The sequence below is a fragment of the Mycobacterium neglectum genome, assembly GCF_002591975.1.
Taxonomy (GTDB): Bacteria; Actinomycetota; Actinomycetes; order Mycobacteriales; family Mycobacteriaceae; genus Mycobacterium; species Mycobacterium neglectum.
In genome coordinates, this window is record NZ_NVQE01000010.1 from 24,844 (window position 1) to 43,696 (window position 18,853).

The 18,853-nt window shown below is 65.3% G+C and carries 10 protein-coding genes; 5 read left to right on the top strand and 5 right to left on the bottom strand.

Features of this window, described 5'->3' with window-relative positions:
- Window positions 1-55 precede the first annotated feature (55 nt).
- Window positions 56-394 carry a hemophore-related protein gene (locus CSQ99_RS10345; protein WP_099038965.1) on the top strand — a complete coding sequence of 113 codons (339 nt, stop codon included), beginning with the start codon at window positions 56-58 and terminating at the stop codon, window positions 392-394.
- 160 nt (window positions 395-554) lie between these two features.
- Here the strand turns inward: CSQ99_RS10345 and CSQ99_RS10350 are convergent, their stop codons facing one another.
- Window positions 555-1,808: a glycosyltransferase gene (locus CSQ99_RS10350; protein WP_099038966.1), complete on the bottom strand. Its 1,254-nt coding sequence runs from the start codon at window positions 1,806-1,808 to the stop codon at window positions 555-557.
- A 663-nt stretch (window positions 1,809-2,471) separates the two neighbouring features.
- Here CSQ99_RS10350 and CSQ99_RS10355 point away from each other — a divergent pair.
- Window positions 2,472-10,127: a non-ribosomal peptide synthetase gene (locus CSQ99_RS10355; RefSeq protein WP_099038967.1), complete on the top strand. Its 7,656-nt coding sequence runs from the start codon at window positions 2,472-2,474 to the stop codon at window positions 10,125-10,127.
- A gap of 30 nt (window positions 10,128-10,157) precedes the next feature.
- On the opposite strand, the gene htpG is transcribed toward CSQ99_RS10355, so the two are convergent.
- Window positions 10,158-12,095, bottom strand: coding sequence for a molecular chaperone HtpG (gene htpG / locus CSQ99_RS10360; RefSeq protein WP_099038968.1), 1,938 nt, complete (start codon window positions 12,093-12,095; stop codon window positions 10,158-10,160).
- A 162-nt stretch (window positions 12,096-12,257) separates the two neighbouring features.
- Between htpG and mbtM the strand changes: the two genes are divergently transcribed.
- Both mbtM and CSQ99_RS10370 read left to right on the top strand, forming a co-directional pair.
- Entirely contained in the window at window positions 12,258-13,805 is a 1,548-nt protein-coding gene (gene mbtM, locus CSQ99_RS10365; RefSeq protein ID WP_099038969.1) for a long-chain-fatty acid--ACP ligase MbtM, read from the top strand.
- A 29-nt stretch (window positions 13,806-13,834) separates the two neighbouring features.
- Complete coding sequence (locus CSQ99_RS10370) at window positions 13,835-14,587, top strand: alpha/beta hydrolase family protein (protein WP_099039063.1); 753 nt, start codon at window positions 13,835-13,837, stop codon at window positions 14,585-14,587.
- Here CSQ99_RS10370 and CSQ99_RS10375 read toward each other — a convergent pair.
- Together CSQ99_RS10375 and CSQ99_RS10380 are read right to left on the bottom strand one after the other, a co-directional pair.
- Window positions 14,559-15,425: an endonuclease/exonuclease/phosphatase family protein gene (locus CSQ99_RS10375; RefSeq protein ID WP_176560967.1), complete on the bottom strand. Its 867-nt coding sequence runs from the start codon at window positions 15,423-15,425 to the stop codon at window positions 14,559-14,561. The genes CSQ99_RS10370 and CSQ99_RS10375 overlap by 29 nt on opposite strands.
- Window positions 15,422-16,393, bottom strand: a complete 972-nt coding sequence (locus tag CSQ99_RS10380; protein WP_099038970.1) for an NADPH:quinone oxidoreductase family protein — start codon at window positions 16,391-16,393, stop codon at window positions 15,422-15,424. The genes CSQ99_RS10375 and CSQ99_RS10380 overlap by 4 nt, the downstream gene beginning before the upstream one ends.
- 111 nt (window positions 16,394-16,504) lie before the next feature.
- Between CSQ99_RS10380 and CSQ99_RS10385 the strand changes: the two genes are divergently transcribed.
- The gene (locus CSQ99_RS10385) at window positions 16,505-17,473 is read left to right on the top strand and encodes an alpha/beta fold hydrolase (RefSeq protein ID WP_099038971.1); all 969 of its coding nucleotides are present in this window, start codon (window positions 16,505-16,507) and stop codon (window positions 17,471-17,473) included.
- Here CSQ99_RS10385 and CSQ99_RS10390 read toward each other — a convergent pair.
- A complete protein-coding gene (locus CSQ99_RS10390; RefSeq protein ID WP_099038972.1) occupies window positions 17,463-18,836 on the bottom strand; it encodes a flavin monoamine oxidase family protein in 1,374 nt (457 codons plus the stop codon). The genes CSQ99_RS10385 and CSQ99_RS10390 overlap by 11 nt on opposite strands.
- Between the last annotated feature and the right edge of the window lie 17 nt (window positions 18,837-18,853).

Below are 18,853 nucleotides of genomic sequence, written 5' to 3' on the forward strand. Positions count from 1 at the left end.
GTTAGAGTCGGGTTCGCGCAGGGGTATTGAGTCGATTATGGGGAAGGATGTCCACATGATCAAACTGTCGCTGACCAGAACCGCGGCCGCGGTTGGCGGGTTGGCATGGTCGTTGACCGGTTGGGCAGGGGTCGCATCCGCTCAGCCCGATTATGGCCCGATGGTCAACACAACGTGCACTTACGACCAGGCGATGGCAGCGGTGCATGCAGAAAATCCGATGGCTGCGCGGTACCTCGACGCGTCGCCGCCGAATCTGGAATTCTTGCGTGTGTTCCTCGCTTCGTCGCCAGACGAGCGCATGAACCTGATTCGCCAGGTGGAGGACTACCCAGGCGCAACGGAAGCATTTCCAATTATCCAACAGATGTTTGCCAGCTGTCATAACTACTGAGTGGACAAGCGTTCCCTTGGGCTGATCATGAAGCCGCCGCCCTGAGGCGGCAGCCATCGGCAATCGTGGGGATGAGAGCGGGGAAGCACTGGCTGCAACCGAGGGCGCTCGATGCTTCGTTCCCCCTCACTCGCCATTCGCTCGGAATCACGAAGAGCCGTCAGCCGGCTTCGCGGCCGGCGGCCCGTTCGAAGAGGTCAGCGGTGTGCGCGATGCTCTCAGCGGGTGTGGTCATTTGGGTGGCAAGGTGGCGGGCTCGGGTGGCGTATTGCGGGGTGAGGATCTGTTGCAGGTCGGCAGCGAGCGTGTCGGCGGTTGTGGTTGAAAACCGTCGGGCGGTGCCGACGTGGAGGCGTTTGAGCTGGTTTCCCCAATAGGGCTGGTCGGCCGAGCTCCACAGGATCAGCGTGGGAACCCCAGCGCGCAGGCTGGCTGCGGTGGTGCCCGAGCCGCCGTGGTGCACTACGGCACGGCAGGCGGGAAAGACCTCCGCGTAGTTGGCCGCGCCGACCACCTTGACGTGATCGGGGTGGGGGACACCGGTGAGGTCGGTGCCGCCGGCGCATATCAACGCTCGCCGGTCCAGTTGGGCGCAGGCGGTGCTGATCATCTCCACGGTATCGGCGGGGGATTCGAGAGGGATACTGCCGGTGGCGAAGCAGATCGGTGGTGTTCCCGCGGCGATCCAGGCCGCGACCTCACGATCGGCTTCGGTGGTCAATTGCATGGTAAGCGCGCCGACGAAGGGTCGCTGACCATTCCATTTGGTCCATTCTGCGGCGAGTCCGGGCACGGAAACAGCGTCGTAGGCTTGGATTTCTAGCCATCGGTGCTCGGCGATGCGTCGCGGTGATCGGCGGGTCGCCCTTGGAAGGCCCAGTACGCGACGTTGGGTGTCTTCGACGGTGCGTGACGAGCGCCAAAACAGCCACTCTGAGAGGGTGCCTGCCGAACGGATCAGCGGCGACGGGATCATCGGAATGAGCTGGCCGTTGGGCCTCATCGGGAAGTGATGCAGCGCGATCAGCGGAATGTCGAAATGCTCTGCGACGTTGGCTGCGGCCTGCTCGAAGTTAAGTCCGGTCGAGAGCAGATCGGCGCCGTCGGCCAACGATGTCAGCGTCTTGCTGACTTCTGCCCAGTTGCTGATGATCGGTGCCCACAGGTCGCGCAGCAACCCGACCGGGTTCCGAAAGAAATTCGACCAGAAATGGCGAACGTGATCCGCGTTGAGGAGCGCCTCTACTTCTGGGCCGTAGGACACCGTCGCCAGTCCTGCCGCCTCGACGAAGCCGACAAGGTCGGGCGGCACGGCCATATGCACCTCGTGGCCGCGGCGCAACAATTCGCGACCGACAGCCAGCGAAGGCTCCACATCGCCGCGACTTCCGTAGCACGCCAGGGCGAACTTCATCCCGGGGTCCTAGCCTTTCGTTGTCGTGCAGGTCGGGGGCGTCGAGATCCCGAACATCATCTCAGGATCACGGACTGATGGAGGGGCTCAGCGCTGGTTCCCGGGTCGCTGTGGCGTGAAACCGTAGTCAGCGATGCAGCGCCCGGTGGGCTGCCCCGCTTCACCGGCGCACTTTTACTCCTCGACAAACGCACTTTGAATTACAAAGATAGCAAAAACCCAGAACTACCAGACTGCTTACAGTATGTTTGCTGCATCCGTCAAAATACCTAGAGAGTTGAACCTTTTCGACGACGATAATTCAGCTCTTCGTCTTTGGTTCAACGACGAGGAGCAGCAGCCTATGGCCTGCCTACACCGACTCGTCCACGTCGCAGGCGAGCGTGACCAATTCGCCATCTGGGTCGGTTCCAATGGCACCGGCGGTCGTCGGCTGAGTAAAAGACCTGCCCAAGAATTTGCGGAAGCGTCGATATTCGTTCATCACTGCAGCCCACACGCCATTGGTGCGAGGACGGTTTTCGGCGCATGGTCTCGAGGGTGCAAGAGGCCTTCGAGGCGTCGCGAGTTCTGTGCAGCCGTTTGCGCAGTTCGAAGTATTGATGGCGGATCGGTTGCAGCGCGGGGGCTGACAGCCATGGCCGCCGATTTGGGGGAAGAGTCGTGACAACTGATGCGGGGCGGCGGTTGTTGTCGATCGACGTGCTCGACGACACCGAGCACGACCAGCTGGCGCAGTGGGGCAATCGGGCGGTGTTGTCCCAGCCGGCGTGCGCGCCGGTGTCGATTCCGGTGTTGTTCGCCGCGCAGGTGGCCCGCGCCCCGGAGGCGGCGGCGCTGGTAGGTGGCGAGCGGTCGTGGACGTATCGCGAACTGGATGAGGCTGCGAACCGGTTGGCCCACCTACTGGTCGAACACGGTGCCGGACCGGGCGAGTTTGTGGCGCTGCTGCTTCCCCGGTCCGCCGAGGCGATCATCGCTATCTTGGCGGTGCTCAAGACGGGTGCGGCGTATCTGCCGATCGACCCCGCGCATCCTGACGCCCGGATCGAATTCATGATCTCCGACGCCGAGCCGGTAGCCGCGATCGCCACCGCGGGCCTACGTTCGCGTCTGGACGGGTCCGACGTATTGGTCATCGATGTCGATGATCCCGCTCTTGGCGCCCAACCCGACACCACACTGCCGATGCCGGCACCCGACGACCACGCCTACATGACCTACACGTCGGGCACCACCGGTATCCCGAAGGGCGTGGCGGTCAGCCACCACAACGTCACCCAGCTTCTGGAATCACTGCATGCCTGCCTGCCCTCTGGGCCGGGGGAGGTGTGGTCGCAGTGGCATTCGCTGGTGTTCGACGTCTCGGTGTGGGAGATCTGGGGTGCGCTGCTGCACGGGGGCCGACTGGTGGTGGTGCCCGAAGCGGTGGCGAGCTCACCGATAGATTTCCACAGTCTGCTGGTCACCGAAAAGGTGAGCGTCCTGTGCCAAACCCCGTCGGCGGCAGGGATGCTTTCGCCGGACGGGTTGGAGTCGACGACGCTGGTGGTGGCTGGGGAGGCGTGCCCGACGGAGTTGGTGGATCGGTGGGCGACCGCCGATCGGGTCGTGGTCAACGCGTACGGCCCGACCGAGGCAACGATTTACGCGGCGATGAGTAAGCCGCTGACACCGGGATCGGATGTGGCCCCGATCGGCTCGCCGGTGCCCGGGGCGGCGTTGATTGTGCTGGACAAGTGGTTGCGGCCGGCGCCGGAGGGTGTTGTCGGTGAGTTGTATGTCGCCGGTCGTGGGGTGGCGGCGGGCTATATGCGCAGGTCTGGACTGACGGCGTCGCGATTCGTGGGGTGCCCGTTCGGCGGGCACGGTGCGCGGATGTATCGCACCGGCGATCTGGTGCGGTGGGGCGAGGACGGACAGCTGCACTATCTGGGCCGCGCCGATGAGCAGGTCAAGATCCGCGGCTTCCGCATCGAGCTCGGTGAAGTGCAGGCTGCACTGGCCCGGTTGGACGGGGTGGATCAGGCGGCGGTCATCGCGCGCGAGGACCGCCCCGGCGACAAGCGTCTGGTGGGATATATCACCGGGACCGCCGATCCGGCCGGGATCCGGAGAACACTGGCAGATCGACTCCCGGCCTATATGGTCCCAGCTGCGGTGGTGGCGTTGGAGGCGCTGCCGCTGACGGTCAACGGCAAACTGGACAAGCGCGCCTTGCCGGCGCCTGAATTCCGGGGCAACGGTGCTGACTATCGCGCCCCGGGCACCCTGGTCGAGGAGATCCTGACCGGGATTTATGCCCAGGTACTCGGGGTCGAGCGGGTCGGGGTCGACGACTCGTTCTTCGATCTGGGCGGGGACAGCATCTTGTCGATGCAGGTGGTGGCTCGGGCGCGTGCGGCCGGGGTCATGTGCCGGCCGCGCGACATCTTCGTCGAGCAGACCGTGGCCCGGCTGGCGTCGGTGGCCAAGGTGGTCGGCGGTGCGGCCGATGCGATCGATGAGGGTGTGGGGCCGGTCGTGGCCACCCCGATCATGCGTTGGCTACACAGTGTCGAGGGCCCGGTCGGGGAGTTCAACCAGACGGTCGTGCTGCAGGCTCCCGCTGGGGTGACCCAGTCCGATGTGGTGGTGGTGCTGCAGGCGCTGCTGGATCGGCATGCCACGCTGCGGCTGTGCGTCGACGACGACGGCGCCGGCGGCTGGTCGATGTCAGTGCCCGAGGTCGGTTCGCTCGATGCGACCGGGTACGTCCGCGCGGTGGATGCGTTGTCGGATGAGGCGCTTGTCCAGGCCCGGTCGCATTTGAATCCTGCCGCCGGCGCGGTGCTGAGCGCGTTGTGGGTGGCTGACACTGGCCAGTTGGCGCTGATGATTCACCACCTGGCTGTCGACGGCGTGTCGTGGCGAATCCTGTTGGAAGACCTCAATATTGCCTGGGCGCAGCATCACAACGGGCGGCAGGTGGAGTTGCCTGCAGGGGGGACGTCGTTCCAGCGGTGGGCCTCACTGCTCGAGGAACATGCGCGCCGACCGGAGGTCGTCGAGCTGGCCGGCGCCTGGCGGCGGGTGGAACAGATCCCGGCAGCGCTGCCGGCGGTGGAGCCCGCGGTGGATACCTATGTCAACGCCGGGCAGTTGTCGGTATCGCTTGATGTCGAGACGACTCGGCCGCTGCTGGGCGAGGTGCCTGCGGCGTTTCGCGCTGGGGTGCAAGACATTCTGTTGATCGCGTTCGGGTTGGCCGTCGCAGAGTTCCTCGACGCCGGCGACACACCGATTGCGATCGATGTGGAGGGCCACGGCCGCGATGAGGAACTGGCCGCCAACATCGACTTGTCGCGCACGGTCGGTTGGTTCACCTCCAAGTCTCCGGTGTCGCTAGCTGTGGGCGGGCTGTCGTGGGCGCAGGTGGTTGCCGGTGACGCGGCGCTGGGCCCGGTGGTCAAGGCCGCCAAGGAGCAGCTGCGTGCGTTGCCAGATGGTCTGACCTACGGCCTGCTGCGCTACCTCAATCCCGAGGTGGATCTCGGCGGATCCGATCCGGTGATCGGGTTCAACTACCTGGGCCGGCTGGGCGCCGGTATCGGCGATCTTGCCGATGACTTGTGGCGAATCAACGAGGACGGTCTGTCTGTCGCGGCGGTGGCCTCGGCGGTCCCGATGCCGTTGATGCACACCGTGGAACTCAACGCCGGCACCCTCGACACCGACGCCGGTCCACAGTTGCAGGCCAGCTGGACGTGGGCGCCCTCAGCGCTTGGCTCCGAGCAGGTGGATCGGTTGAGCCAGTTGTGGTTCCAGGCGCTGACCGGAATCTGTGCGCACGTGCGCGGCGGTGGAGGTGGGCTCACGCCTTCAGACCTTGCTCCGGCGCGACTGAGTCAACAGCAGATCGACGAGCTCCAGCGGCAGCAGCAGTTCGCCGATGTGCTGCCTCTGACACCGTTGCAGCAGGGCCTGCTGTTCCACGCGCGCTTCGCGCATGGCCCCGGCGACGACGTGTATGCGGTGCAGCTGGACATCACCATCACCGGTCCGCTCGACTCACACCGGCTGCGTGAGGCGGTAGAAACGGTCATTCGCCGCCACCCGAATCTGGTGATTCGCGTTTCTGATCAGTTCGGCGAACCGGTGCAGATCATTCCCGCCGACCCGGTCATGGCGTGGCGCTATCTCGATCTCCGGTGGGACGACCGCCAGTCCGATACCGAGGTCCAGCAGCTGTGCGCCGCCGAGCGTGCCGCGGTCTGCGACCTCGCCGACCGGTCGGCATTCCGGGCTGCGCTGATCCGCACCGCAGCCAATCAGCACCGCTTTGTACTGACCAACCATCACATCGTGCTCGACGGGTGGTCAAAGCCGATCCTGTTGCAGGAAATCTTCGCCAGCTACTTCGGAGAGCGGTTGGCTCCGCCGGTACCGTACCGACGGTTTGTCACCTGGCTGTACGCTCAGGATCGCGATGCCGCGAAAGCGGTGTGGCACAAGGTGTTCGATGGTTTTGACACCCCCACCTTGGTGGCTCCGCCGGCGCAGGCGGGACGGCGTAGCGATGCGTCGTTCCGAGTGTCTGCCGAGACCACGCTGGCCCTTGGCGAGTTGGCGCGCTCGTGCCACACCACGGTCAGCACTGTGCTGCAGGCGGCGTGGGCGCAGCTGCTGGCGTGGCTGACCGGCCAGAACGACGTTGCCTTCGGTACCGCGGTTTCCGGACGCCCGGCTGAGATGGCCGGGGCGGATTCAATGGTCGGTCTGATGATCAACACGGTGCCGGTGCGGGCACGCATGACGGCGGCGACCGCGGTCGCGGACCTGCTGGGCCAACTGCAACGTCACCACAACGACACCATGGAGCACGAGCACCTGGCGCTCAACGAGATTCACCACGTCGCCGGTCAGGATCAACTGTTTGACACAGTTTTCGTGTACGAGAACTATCCGATCGACGCTGCCGCGTTGTTGGGCGTGCACGAGTTGGCCATCACCGAGTTCAGCAATCGCGAGTACAACCACTATCCGCTGTCGGTGGTGGCTATCCCGGGTCATGAACTGGGCCTTCGCGTTGAATTCGATACCGACGTGTACGACGCGGCCGGCATCGAGGCGCTGATCCAGCGGCTCAACCGATTGTTGGTGGCCATGACCGCCGATCCGGCCGCGCGGGTGTCGTCGATCGACCTGCTCGATGCCAGTGAGTACGACCAGCTGGATGAATGGGGTAGCCGCGCGGCGCTGACGGAGCCGGCGCCCACCGAGAAATCGATTCCGGCATTGTTCGCGACGCAGGTTGCCCGCGACCCCGCTGCGGTGGCGGTGACGTTCGAGGGTCGGTCGATGACCTATGGCGAGTTCGATGAGGCGGCCAACCGGTTGGCGAACCTGTTGGTAGCCAAGGGCGTTGGCGCTGGCGAGTGTGTGGCACTGATCTCGGAGCGATCCGCTCAAGCCGTCGTGGCGATTCTCGCGGTGCTCAAGACCGGGGCGGCGTATCTGCCGATCGACTCGGCGGTGCCTGCCGCGCGGTTGGAGTTCATCCTCGCGGACGCCGCGCCGGCTGTGGTGCTCACGACCGCCGGGCTGCGGTCGCGGGTAGACGAGCTCGATGTGGTGGTCATCGATGTCGACGATCCCGCAATCGGTGCCCTGCCCAGCACTGCGATGTGTGCTGCGGCTCCGCAGGACCTGGCATACATCATCTACACCTCTGGGACCACCGGAGTCCCCAAAGGGGTTGCGGTCACCCACGGCAATGTCACCCGGCTGATGACGTCATTGGATGCCGGCTTGCCGCGCCCGGGCGTGTGGGTGCTGTGTCATTCGTTGGCGTTTGACGCTTCGGCGTGGGAGATCTGCGGTGCATTGCTGCGCGGCGGACGGCTGGTGGTGGTGCCCGAGGCAGTGGCAAGCTCACCTGAGGATTTCCGCGATGTGCTGGTCGCCGAAGAGGTCAGCGTCCTGACTCGGACCCCGTCGGCGGTGGCGATGCTGCCGCTCGAAGGATTGGAGTCGATGGCGTTGGCCGTGGTCGGTGAGGCCTGTCCGACCGAGGTGGTCGATCGGTGGGCGCCCGGGCGGGTGATGATCAACGCGTACGGACCAACCGAGACCACGATGTGTGTGGCGATCAGCGCGCCGTTATCACCGGATTCTGGTGTGGTGCCGATCGGTTCGCCGGTGCCCGGGGCAGCGCTATTCGTGTTGAACTCGTGGCTGCAGCCGGTGCCTGCGGGTGCGGTCGGTGAGCTGTATGTGGCCGGCGCGGGCGTGGCGTGTGGCTACCTGGGTCGGTCGGATCTGACGTCGTCGCGGTTCGTGGCGTGCCCGTTCGGCGAGCCGGGAGCGCGGATGTATCGCACCGGCGATCTGGTGTCCTGGGCTGCTGATGGGCAGCTGCACTATCTGGGGCGCGCCGATGAGCAGGTCAAGATCCGCGGCTATCGCATAGAGCTCGGTGAGATCCAGGCCGCCCTCGTCGAACTCGACGGGGTCGAGCACGCGTTCGTGATGGCCCGCGAGGACCGCCCCGGCGACAAGCGCCTCGTGGGATACGTCACCGGGACCGCAGACTCGGCCGAAGTCCGTGCCCGGCTGGCAGATCGGCTGCCGCCCTACATGGTGCCAGCCGCGATCGTGGTGTTGGAGACGCTGCCGCTGACATCCAACGGCAAGTTGGACACCGCGGCCTTGCCGGCACCGGAGTACCGCGGCAATGGCAGTCATTACCGCGCCCCGACGACTCCGCTGGAGGAGTTCCTGGTTGGGGTTTATGCCCAGATTCTCGGTGTGGAGCGGGTCGGGGTCGACGATTCCTTCTTCGACCTCGGCGGGGATTCGATATCCGCGATGCGGGTGATTGCCGCGGTCAACACTGGCCTCGATGCTCAGCTCGCGGTGTACACCTTGTTCGAGGCGCCGACGGTCAGCAGCTTGAGCCGGCACTTGGACGGCGATACCGGCTCGCTGACGTCTGCAGCGCACGGGCCCAGTTTTGCATCCGTGCACGGCAGTGACGCCGCACAGGTGCATGCCCGTGACCTGACGCTGGACAAGTTCATCGACGACACGACGCTGACCGCCGCCCCCACGCTGCCAGGCCCCAGCGCTGAAGTACGGACGGTCCTGCTGACCGGGGCAACCGGATTCCTCGGGCGTTACCTGGCCCTCGAATGGTTGGAGCGGGTGGGATTGCTCGGTGGCACGCTGATCTGTCTTGTGCGAGGCAAGGACAACGAGGACGCGAGACGCCGTCTGGACAAGACCTTCGATAGCGGCGACCCGCAACTGCTGCGGCATTACCAGGAATTGGCCGCCGGGCATCTGGAGGTCATCGCCGGTGACAAGGGCAAAGCCGACCTGGGACTGGACCAGCAGACCTGGCAGCGCTTGGCCGACACCGTCGACCTGATCGTCGATTCCGCAGCCTTTGTCAACGGTGTCCTGCCGTACAGCGAGTTGTTCGGCCCCAACGTCGTGGGCACCGCCGAGCTGATCCGCTTCGCGCTGACCACCAAGCTCAAGTCCTACACATTCGTGTCCACTGCCGACGTCAGCCAACAGATCGAGGCGTCGGATTTCACCGAGGATGCCGACATCCGGGTCGTCAGTGCTACCAGGGCCATCGACGGCAGTTATGCCAATGGCTACGGCACCAGCAAGTGGGCCGGTGAGGTGCTGCTGCGCGAGGCCCACGACCTGTGCGGGTTGCCGGTCGCGGTGTTCCGCTGCGACATGATCATGGCCGACACCACGTATGCCGGTCAGCTCAATGTCGCCGACAACGCGGCTCGGATGGTGCTGAGTGTGGTGGCCACCGGTGTGGCTCCTGGCTCGTTCTATCAGCTCGACGCCGATGGCAATCGGCAGCGTGCGCACTTCGACGGATTGCCTGTGGATTTCGTCGCTGAGGCGATCGCGACGTTGGGTACGCAGGTGGTCGACGGGTTCGACACCTTCCACGTGATGAACCCCCACGACGACGGCATCGGTCTCGACGTGTACGTGGACTGGTTGATCGAGGCCGGGTATCCGATCGAGCGCATCGACGACTTCGGGGAGTGGCTGCAGCGCTTCGAAACCGGCCTGCGTGCGCTACCCGATGAGCAGCGTCAGCATTCGGTGCTGCAACTGCTGCTGGTGCATGGTGTTGGCGATTTTCAGGCCCCAGAGCCGGCACTGGGCTCGTATGGGCCGACCGACCGATTCCGCGCTGCGGTGCAAGAAGCGAAGATCGGCCCCGACAACGACATCCCGCACATCACGGCGCCTGTCATCATCAAGTACGTCACGAACTTGGAACTACTCGGTCTGCTTTAGTCACCTGTCGCGATGCCGGTCGCGGCGGTCCTACACGGTGCGAGCCAGCCGGTCGGCAAGCAGTCCGGCGAACTTCGCCGGATCCTCGGGGATGTCGCCTTCAGCGAGAAGCGCTGTGCCATAGAGCAATTCGGCAGTTTCGGCGAGCCGGCGCAGGTGGGCATCGTCGCCGCCGGCCTTATGTGCCTGCTGCAGGGCAGTGACAAGTGAATGCTTCGGGTTGAGTTCCAGAATCCGCTTCCCGACTGGAACCGCCTGTCCGGAAGCCCGGTAGATGCGCGCGAGTGACGGTGTCATTCCGAAGGCGTCGGTGATCAGGCAGGCAGGGGACTCGGTCAGGCGGGCGGACAACCGTACTTCCTTGACGTGATCATTCAGGGCTTCCGTCAACCAGGCGAGCAGGTCGGCGAATTCGCGCTCCTGCTCCTCCCGCTCAGCGGCGTGCGCCGCCTTGTCATCCTCGGAGTCCAAGTCCACCTCGCCCTTGGCTACCGACTGCACTGACTTGCCGTCGAACTCGGTCACCGACCCCACCCATACCTCGTCGACCGAATCAGTGAGCAGTAGTACCTCGTAGCCTTTCGCCTTGAACGCCTCCAGATGCGGCGACTTCAGAAGTTGCTCACGCGACTGTCCGGTGGCGTAGAAGATCTGCTCCTGACCGTCTTTCATGCGGTCGACATATTCGGACAGGGTGGTGAGTTCCTCATCGCTGTGCGTCGAAGCGAACGACGAAATACGCAGCAACGTGTCCTGGTTTTCGAAGTCCGACATCAGGCCCTCTTTGAGAACCTGGCCGAACTGGGTCCAGAACGTGCGATAGTCCTGTGGCCGCTCTGACTGCAGATTCTTGACCGTCGACAGGACCTTCTTGGTCAGACGGCGGCGGATCGCCGTGAGCTGCCGATCCTGCTGCAGGATTTCGCGAGAGACGTTGAGCGACATGTCCTGTGCGTCGACGACGCCCTTCACGAAGCGCAGGTACGTCGGCATGAGCTCGTCACAGTCGCCCATCACGAAGACGCGCTTGACATACAGCTGCAGCCCGGTCTTGACGTCGCGGGTGAAGAGGTCGAACGGGGCGTGCGACGGGATGAACAGCAGTGCCTGGTACTCGAACGTGCCCTCGGCCTTCATCGCGATGACCTCGAGCGGGTCGTCCCAGGCGTGAGCGATGTGCTTGTAGAACTCCTTGTACTCGTCCTCGGAGACCTCGTCTTTGGACTTGGCCCACAGTGCCTTCATCGAGTTGAGGGTCTGCGTTTCGAGGGTGACGAGCTCCTCGCCGCCCTCGGCCGCCGGTGCACGGCGCTCGACCTGCATCCGGATCGGCCAGGCGATGAAGTCGGAGTACTTCTTCACCAACTCCCGCAGTTTCGGGTCAGACGTGTAGTCGTGCAGCTCGTCCTCGGCGTCTTCGGGCTTGAGGTGCAAGGTCACGGACGTTCCCTGTGGGGCATCGTCGACGGATTCGACGGTGTAGGTGCCATCGCCGCTGGACACCCATCGGGTGGCAGCACTTTCGCCGGCCTTGCGCGTGAGCAGCTCGACCTTGTCGGCGACCATGAACGTCGAGTAGAAGCCGATACCGAACTGACCGATCAGTTCCTCGGAGGCGGCCGCGTTCTTGGCCTCCCTCAACTGCTGACGCACTGCGGCGGTACCCGATTTGGCGAGGGTGCCGATCAGATCTACGACCTCCTCGCGTGTCATCCCGATCCCGTTGTCGCGAACGGTAAGGGTGCGCGCGTCCTTGTCCGCCTCGATCTCGACGTGCAAGTCAGAGATATCGACGTCCAGGTCCTTGTTCCGCAACGCTTCAAGCCGCAGCTTGTCGAGTGCGTCGGAGGCGTTCGAGATCAACTCCCGCAGAAAGGAGTCCTTGTTGGAGTAGACCGAGTGGATCATCAGATCCAGCAGTTGGCGTGCCTCCGCCTGAAACTCCAATTGCTCGACATGTGCAGTCATGTGATTCCTGTTCGACAACAGCTTCGATTTCAGACACCCGCAAAGATCGTACCCAGCTCCCGGATCGTGCTGACGACCTAGTCGACCCCAGCGAACACTCATGTATTAGCTTGAAGCGCAGCCGACTCTATCTACCCGCAGTTCGATTGCTGAAGAGGTGATATGAACTCCTTGGCGTCGGCCTTTGCCGCACGCTTGCCCAGCAGCAACAACCATCTGTTCGTTTTCCAGGACGGGACGTGGATCCGCCATCCATGGGCCGAGGTCCATGCGCGATCGGAAAACATCGCTGAGTGGCTGCTCAACGACGAGGTGGCCGCACTCGGCCTGACCGCCGATCCCACCGTGGAACTGGTCGCAGCGATCCTTGGCGCCATCCAGGCCGGCACGGCCGTTTCGATTACTCATGGGCCGGTGCGCGGCGCCAATGCGGATCAATGGGCTCACACGACCCTGAGCCGGTTTGCGGGGATGGGGATCAGCCACGTCCTGAGCCGGGGCACCCACCTCGAACGGTTGTCAGCCGTCGACGGACCTCTTCTGGTCAAAGAGCTCGATTCCGTTGCACCGGTTGCGCGTTCGACCACATTCGTGCCGCCGAATAACCCGGCTCCGGTGGCGATTCTCCAGGGCACCGCGGGTTCGACGGGAATCCCTCGGACGGTGCAACTATCGCCGGATGCGGTGCTGGCCAACCTGAGCGGCCTCAACGCCCGCATCGGTGTCACGCCGGACGACGTCGGCTGCTCCTGGCTACCGCTGTATCACGACATGGGGTTGAGCTTCCTGCTTGCGGGTGCGCTGGCCGGCACGAACGTATGGCAGGCGCCGACGGCGGCGTTTCAAGCGTCGCCGTTCCGGTGGCTGAACTGGCTGACCGAGAGCCGGGCGACCGTCACCGCGGCACCGAATATGGCCTACGGCTTGATCGGTAAGTACTCGCGACGCGTCACCGACGTCGACCTGAGCAGCATGCGCTTCGCACTCAATGGCGGTGAACCCATCGATTGCGAACTCACCGGGCGATTTGCCACCGAGATGGCCCGCTTCGGGTTCTCCGCAGGCGCGCTGGCGCCGTCGTATGGAATGGCCGAATCCACCTGTGCGGTAACGGTTCCCGAGCCGGGCCGCGGCCTGATTGCCGACGAGGCCGGCCACGCCGTGCTCGGCGACGCGATAGCCGGCATGTCCGTGCGCATCGAACCACGCGACGATGCGACGACCACCGGAGGCGCCGGGCTCGACGTCGGCGAGATTATGATCCGCGGCTCATCGATGATGTCGGGCTATGTCGGCGAACCACCGCGCGGCGGCGACGAATGGTTCGCGACGGGCGATCTCGGTTACCTCGTCGACGGCGGCCTGGTGGTCTGCGGGCGCGCCAAGGAACTCATCACAATCGCGGGGCGCAACATCTTCCCCGCCGAGGTCGAGGGGGTGGCCGCGACGGCGCCAGGTGTTCGCGAGGGTGCCGTTGTCGCCATCGGCGTCGGGGAGCGCTCGATCCGGCCCAGCGTCATGATCGTGGCCGAGTTCCGTGGGCCCAACGAGGCGGACATCCGCGCCGATGTCGTTCAGCGGGTCGCGTCCGAATGTGGCGTCGTGCCCTCGGACGTCGTCTTCGTCCGCCCCGGCTCGCTGCCGAGGACGACGTCGGGCAAGTTGCGCCGGCTCGAGGTCAAGCGCGGCCTCGAGGCCGGCGAGCTCTAGGCCCGTCGAAAAGTGAAAGGATGACGCGCGTGGCCGAGCGTGTCAGATTTCCGAGCACCACGGGGCCCATATTGGCGGGTCTTGTCGATCTTCCCGACCGTGAGCTGCGCGGATGGGCGGTCTTCGCGCACGGCTTCACTCTTGGCAAGGACAGCCCCGCGGCCAGCCGGATCTGCAAGCAGCTCGCCAACGAGGGCATCGGTGTGCTGCGGTTCGACAATCTCGGCCTCGGCGATTCCGAGGGCGACTGGGGCGACGGTTCGTTCTCGAACAAGGTCGACGACACCGTCCGCGCGGTTGAGTTCATGAACTCCACGGATCGCGAGGTGAAACTGCTGGTCGGCCATTCATTCGGCGGCTCGGCCGTGATCGCCGCCGCCCATGAATGTCCGACAGTGCCTGCGGTCGCGAGTGTCGGCGCGCCCTACCAGCCCGCCCACGTCGAGCACACATTCGATGCCCTGTGTCAGCGGATAGAGGCCGAGGGCGAGGCTCCCTTCTTCATCGGCGGCAAGGCGTTGACGCTCAAACGGCACTTCATCGAAGACGTCCGCGCGGCCGATCTCCACGAACGCATCCGGACGCTGCGTCGCGCTCTGCTCGTGATGCATTCGCCCACCGACAACACCGTGGGCATCGCCAACGCCAGCGACATCTTCCGCGCTGCCAGGCACCCTCGCAGCTTCGTCTCGCTCGAGGGCGCAGACCATCTGCTCACCGGCAAGAACCAGGCTGCGCGGGCGGCCAAGATCATCAGCGCCTGGGCCGACCCCTACCTCTGACCAGACGGCACTCGACGCCGAAGTGGTCTGAGGGGAAGACACGCGGGAGGTCGGGCGAGATCGGCTGTGTGCCCAACAGTTCGATACTCGCTGCGCGCCAACGGGTTCCCTTGAGAAGCACACGGTCGAACCGCACCTGCCGCTTCTTGTTCCGTGCGTCAAAGCGCATGTGATTGATCGACGTATCTTCGGTGAAGCCGGGTTCGTGTGGGCGCAACGCGGGCCAAATGTCGCAATACGGCGGGGCGATCCGGTCGTTTTCCGCGTCGCGCATGTTGAAATCGCCCAGTAGCACGGCATCTTCGGCCGACTTCTGCGCTCGAAAGATCCTGCGCAACTGCCAGCGCCGCAGCCGTGCCGAAGACTTGCCGCTATCTAGGTGCAGACAGCAGACGCTCGGCCGAAGGTCGTTGACAGCTAGCTCCGCCTCGAGGAATCCGCGCGATTGCCGCGTCGGCAGCCGGGAGTAGGTGGTGCGGGTAATGGGCACCCGGGACAGCATCAGCATTCCGTAGTTCCCGGCATCGCCGCCGACTGCCGATGCGCTCAGATACTCGTCGCGTACCCACGGCTGGTCGAGGAAGATCTCGAGCGCCGCGGGTGTGACCTCTTGGAGCGCAATCACATCCGGTCTGCGCTCGCGCAGCAGATCTACGATCGCGAGGTAGCGCTGCTGGGCGTGGTAGTCGTCGAACCAGATGTTGAATGTGGCGACGGTCAGTTCGTCGCGGTCGACGGCGACATCGGCACTGGCACTGACATCGGCATCCACCCACCGGTGCGTCTCCGCGTCGAACCTGCGGACCGCGACGCTGCGGCGGCGTCGAAGTAGCCTCACCGCAGCTTGACGACGACTTTGCCCTTCGCGCTGCGGTCTTCCAGCGACGCGATCGCATCGGCGGCGCGCTCGAGCGGATAGATCTCGGGGGTGGGCGCGGACACCTCGCCCGAGGCCAGCAGCGGCTCGAGTTCCGCCCACTGCTCGAGCAGATAGCCCGGATGCGTGCCCGCCCATGCACCCCAGCCGACACCGACGGCGTCGACGTTGTTGAGCAGCAAGCGGTTCACCTTAACCTCGGGGATCGCCCCGCCGGTGAATCCGATCACGAGCAGTCGCCCGCCGGGTGCCAGCGAGCGAAGTGAATCGGTGAACCGGTCGCCGCCGACGGGATCGACGACGATGTCCACGCCGCGGCCACCGGTCAGCTCCTTTACTGCGTCCTTGAAACCGTCGGCCAGCACGACATCCGATGCGCCGGCGGCCTTCGCGACTGGAATCTTGTCTTCGGTGCTGACCACCGCGATGGTGCGCGACGCGCCCCATGCCGGTGCCAACCGCAGCGTCGACGTGCCGATGCCGCCCGCCGCTCCGTGCACGAGGACGGTCTCGCCCTCGGCGAGGCGACCCCGGGTCCGTAAGGCGTGATGCATCGTGAGGTCGTTGAACAGCAGACCCGCACCGGCCTCGAAGGACACCGAGTCAGGCAGCTTGAACACCCGGTCGGGTTGCAGCGCAACGACTTCCGCCATCGCCCCGCACAGCATCGTAAGTCCGCACACCCGATCGCCCGCCGAGACGTGTGCGCCGTCGGGTGCGCTGCGCACCACGCCGGCGATTTCGGCGCCAGGTGTGTAGGGCATCTCCGGCTTGTACTGGTAGAGCCCGCGCGACTGCAGCGCATCGGGGAAGGCCACCCCGGCAGCGTGTACGTCGATCAGGACAGCGCCGTCGCCTGCCGGTTCGTCGATCTCGACGAGCTTCGCCGCTTGCGGTCCGTCCAGGCTGGCTATCTGTATCGCGCGCATTGTGGCCTTTCTTTCGTCGACGCCACACCATTTAACTCCTGCGGGAACTCCGACCAACCGACCGGTAGGCTGAAAGATCCGGCAATGTTGCCGAGCGCGAGGGGAGTACCCATGGCGGGAGGTCAAAGAGGCCGATCGCAGGTGAGAAGATTCGCCGCGGCCGAGGCGTTGGGCCGCGGGCGCAGCGTCGGCGTGCGTTCCAAGGACGGCATCCGCCTGCACGCCGAGGTCTTCGGACCCGAGGACGGTTACCCCGTCGTGCTGGCTCACGGCATCACCTGCGCCCTTCGAGTGTGGGCCTACCAGATCGCCGACCTGGCGAAGGATCACCGCGTCATCGCCTTCGATCACCGCGGCCACGGCCGCAGCGCAATACCCGTCGGGCGCAGCGGCTACAGCCTGGACTGCCTGGCCGGCGACGTCGACGCTGTGCTCGAGGCAACGTTGAAGCCGGGGGAGCGCGCCGTCATCGCGGGCCACTCGATGGGCGGTATCGCGATCTCGTCGTGGGCGGAGCGTTATCCCGGTCGGGTGTCAGAGCTCGTCGATGGAGCCGCCCTGATCAACACGACCACCGGCGACCTGCTGCGTCATGTGAACTTTCTGCCGGTGCCGCCGCCGCTGGCCGCCGCCCGCGTCCTCACTGCGGGCACATTGCTCAAGACGTTCGGCGAGGCTCCGCTGCTGCGAGTGGCTACGCGCACGAGCCGACGATTCGTGTCTTCCCTGGCGGTCGGCCGCGACGCCGATCCTGCGATCGCGGAGTTCATCTACGAACTGTTCACCGCGACCCCGCCCGCCGGACGAGGCGGTTGGGCCCGCACGCTCGTCGACCATCTCGGACCGCAACACATCGGGTTGACGAACCTGTCGGTGCCGACGTTGGTGATCGGCAGCGAGCAGGACAGGTTGTTGCCGATGGTGTCGTCGCGCCGAATCGCCAAAGAGGTGCCGAATCTCGCGCAGTTCGTCGAACTGTCCGGCGGTCACTGCGCAATCCTCGAGCGTCCCGAGGCGGTCAACAAGCACCTGCGCTGGCTCATCGACTCGGTCACCGAGGAGCGACGGGTCAGCTCCTAGCCGACAGCTCCCGGTCCACCTCGTCGGCCGCGCGCTGTCCGGAACGGATGGCGCCGTCGAGGAAACCTGTCCACTTGTCGGCGGTTTCCGTTCCGGCCCAATGGATGCCGTCCACCGGTTTGCGCAACCACGGCCCGTACGTCGTCCATGAGCCCGGCGGCACCGCGGCCGTCGGCCCACCGGGTGCGAATTCCTCTGCGCTCCAGCAGTGATCGAGATAGTCGATGGGCTCCAGTGCCGCGTCGCCGAACAACGTCGCGAAGCCGGCCAGCGCACGGTCGCGCCGGTCGGCGGGAGGCAGGGGGTCGAAGGTCCGCGCGTCGGTGAAGCCGAGCAGGATGCCCGGGCCGTCGTCGGAATCGCCGGGGCTGACGTCGAACGTGATGAAAACCGGTCCTTCGTCGGACAGCGCCTCACCCGACAGGCCATCGGTACGCCAGAACGGTGTCTCGTAGGCGGCGTAGGCCTTGCTCAGGTTGCCCTGCGGCCAGTGCTGGGCAAGCTTGCCGTACTCGGGGGGCAGGTCCGGCAGGAAAGCGATGCCTTTGCGATGTTCCGGCGGAATGGCGACGATGACGGCCTTCGCCGCGATCGTCCCCTTATCCGATGTGACGGTCAGCGTGGCTAGCGTGCCGCTGGTGTGCCGTTCGATACTGCGCACCACTGAGTCCAGCACCACGCGTGGACCGAGTTCCTCGGCCATCCGAATCGCGATCTGCTGAGTGCCGCCGGGGAAGCGGTCCTGCTGGGCGCCGCCCTTCACGTCGAGCATGCGGGCGAGACCGCCTGCGGCCTTGACATAGCGCACCGCATGCAACATCGACACCGCATCGGGTTCGCAACCCCATGTCACTCGCGCCATGATCGCCATCAGGTCACGCGTTCCTGCGCTCGCGTGCACGTACCGCAGCCACTGGTCGAGCGTCTTGGAGTCGAGGATCTCGGCGATCGGCGACATCCACGGCTCGTCCACCGGAACGCGCCGGCTGACACGGTCGAACCGCCACTGAATCCGCGACACGTCGAGCAGCTCGATGATGGACAGCTTGGGAATGGTGCTGCGATAGGCGCGGACCTTGCCGCGCCACCGGATGAGGTTCTTGCCGCGGCTGTGGGTCGGTACGGTCTTGCAGCCCAGTTCGGCGGCCATCGCGACGACGGCGTCCTGGGTCGGGCCGACGAACGTTCCGCCCAGGTCGACCGGAATGCCCGCGATGTTTGTCGTCGACGATCGGCCGCCGACGCGGTCACGCCCCTCGAGTACCACCACGTCGCGGCCGCGTCTGTCCAGCTCGCGGGCGGCGGCCAGGCCTGCGAACCCGGCACCCACGACGACGACGTCGGCATTCGTCGGGATTGTCACGCCACTAGGCTCTCACG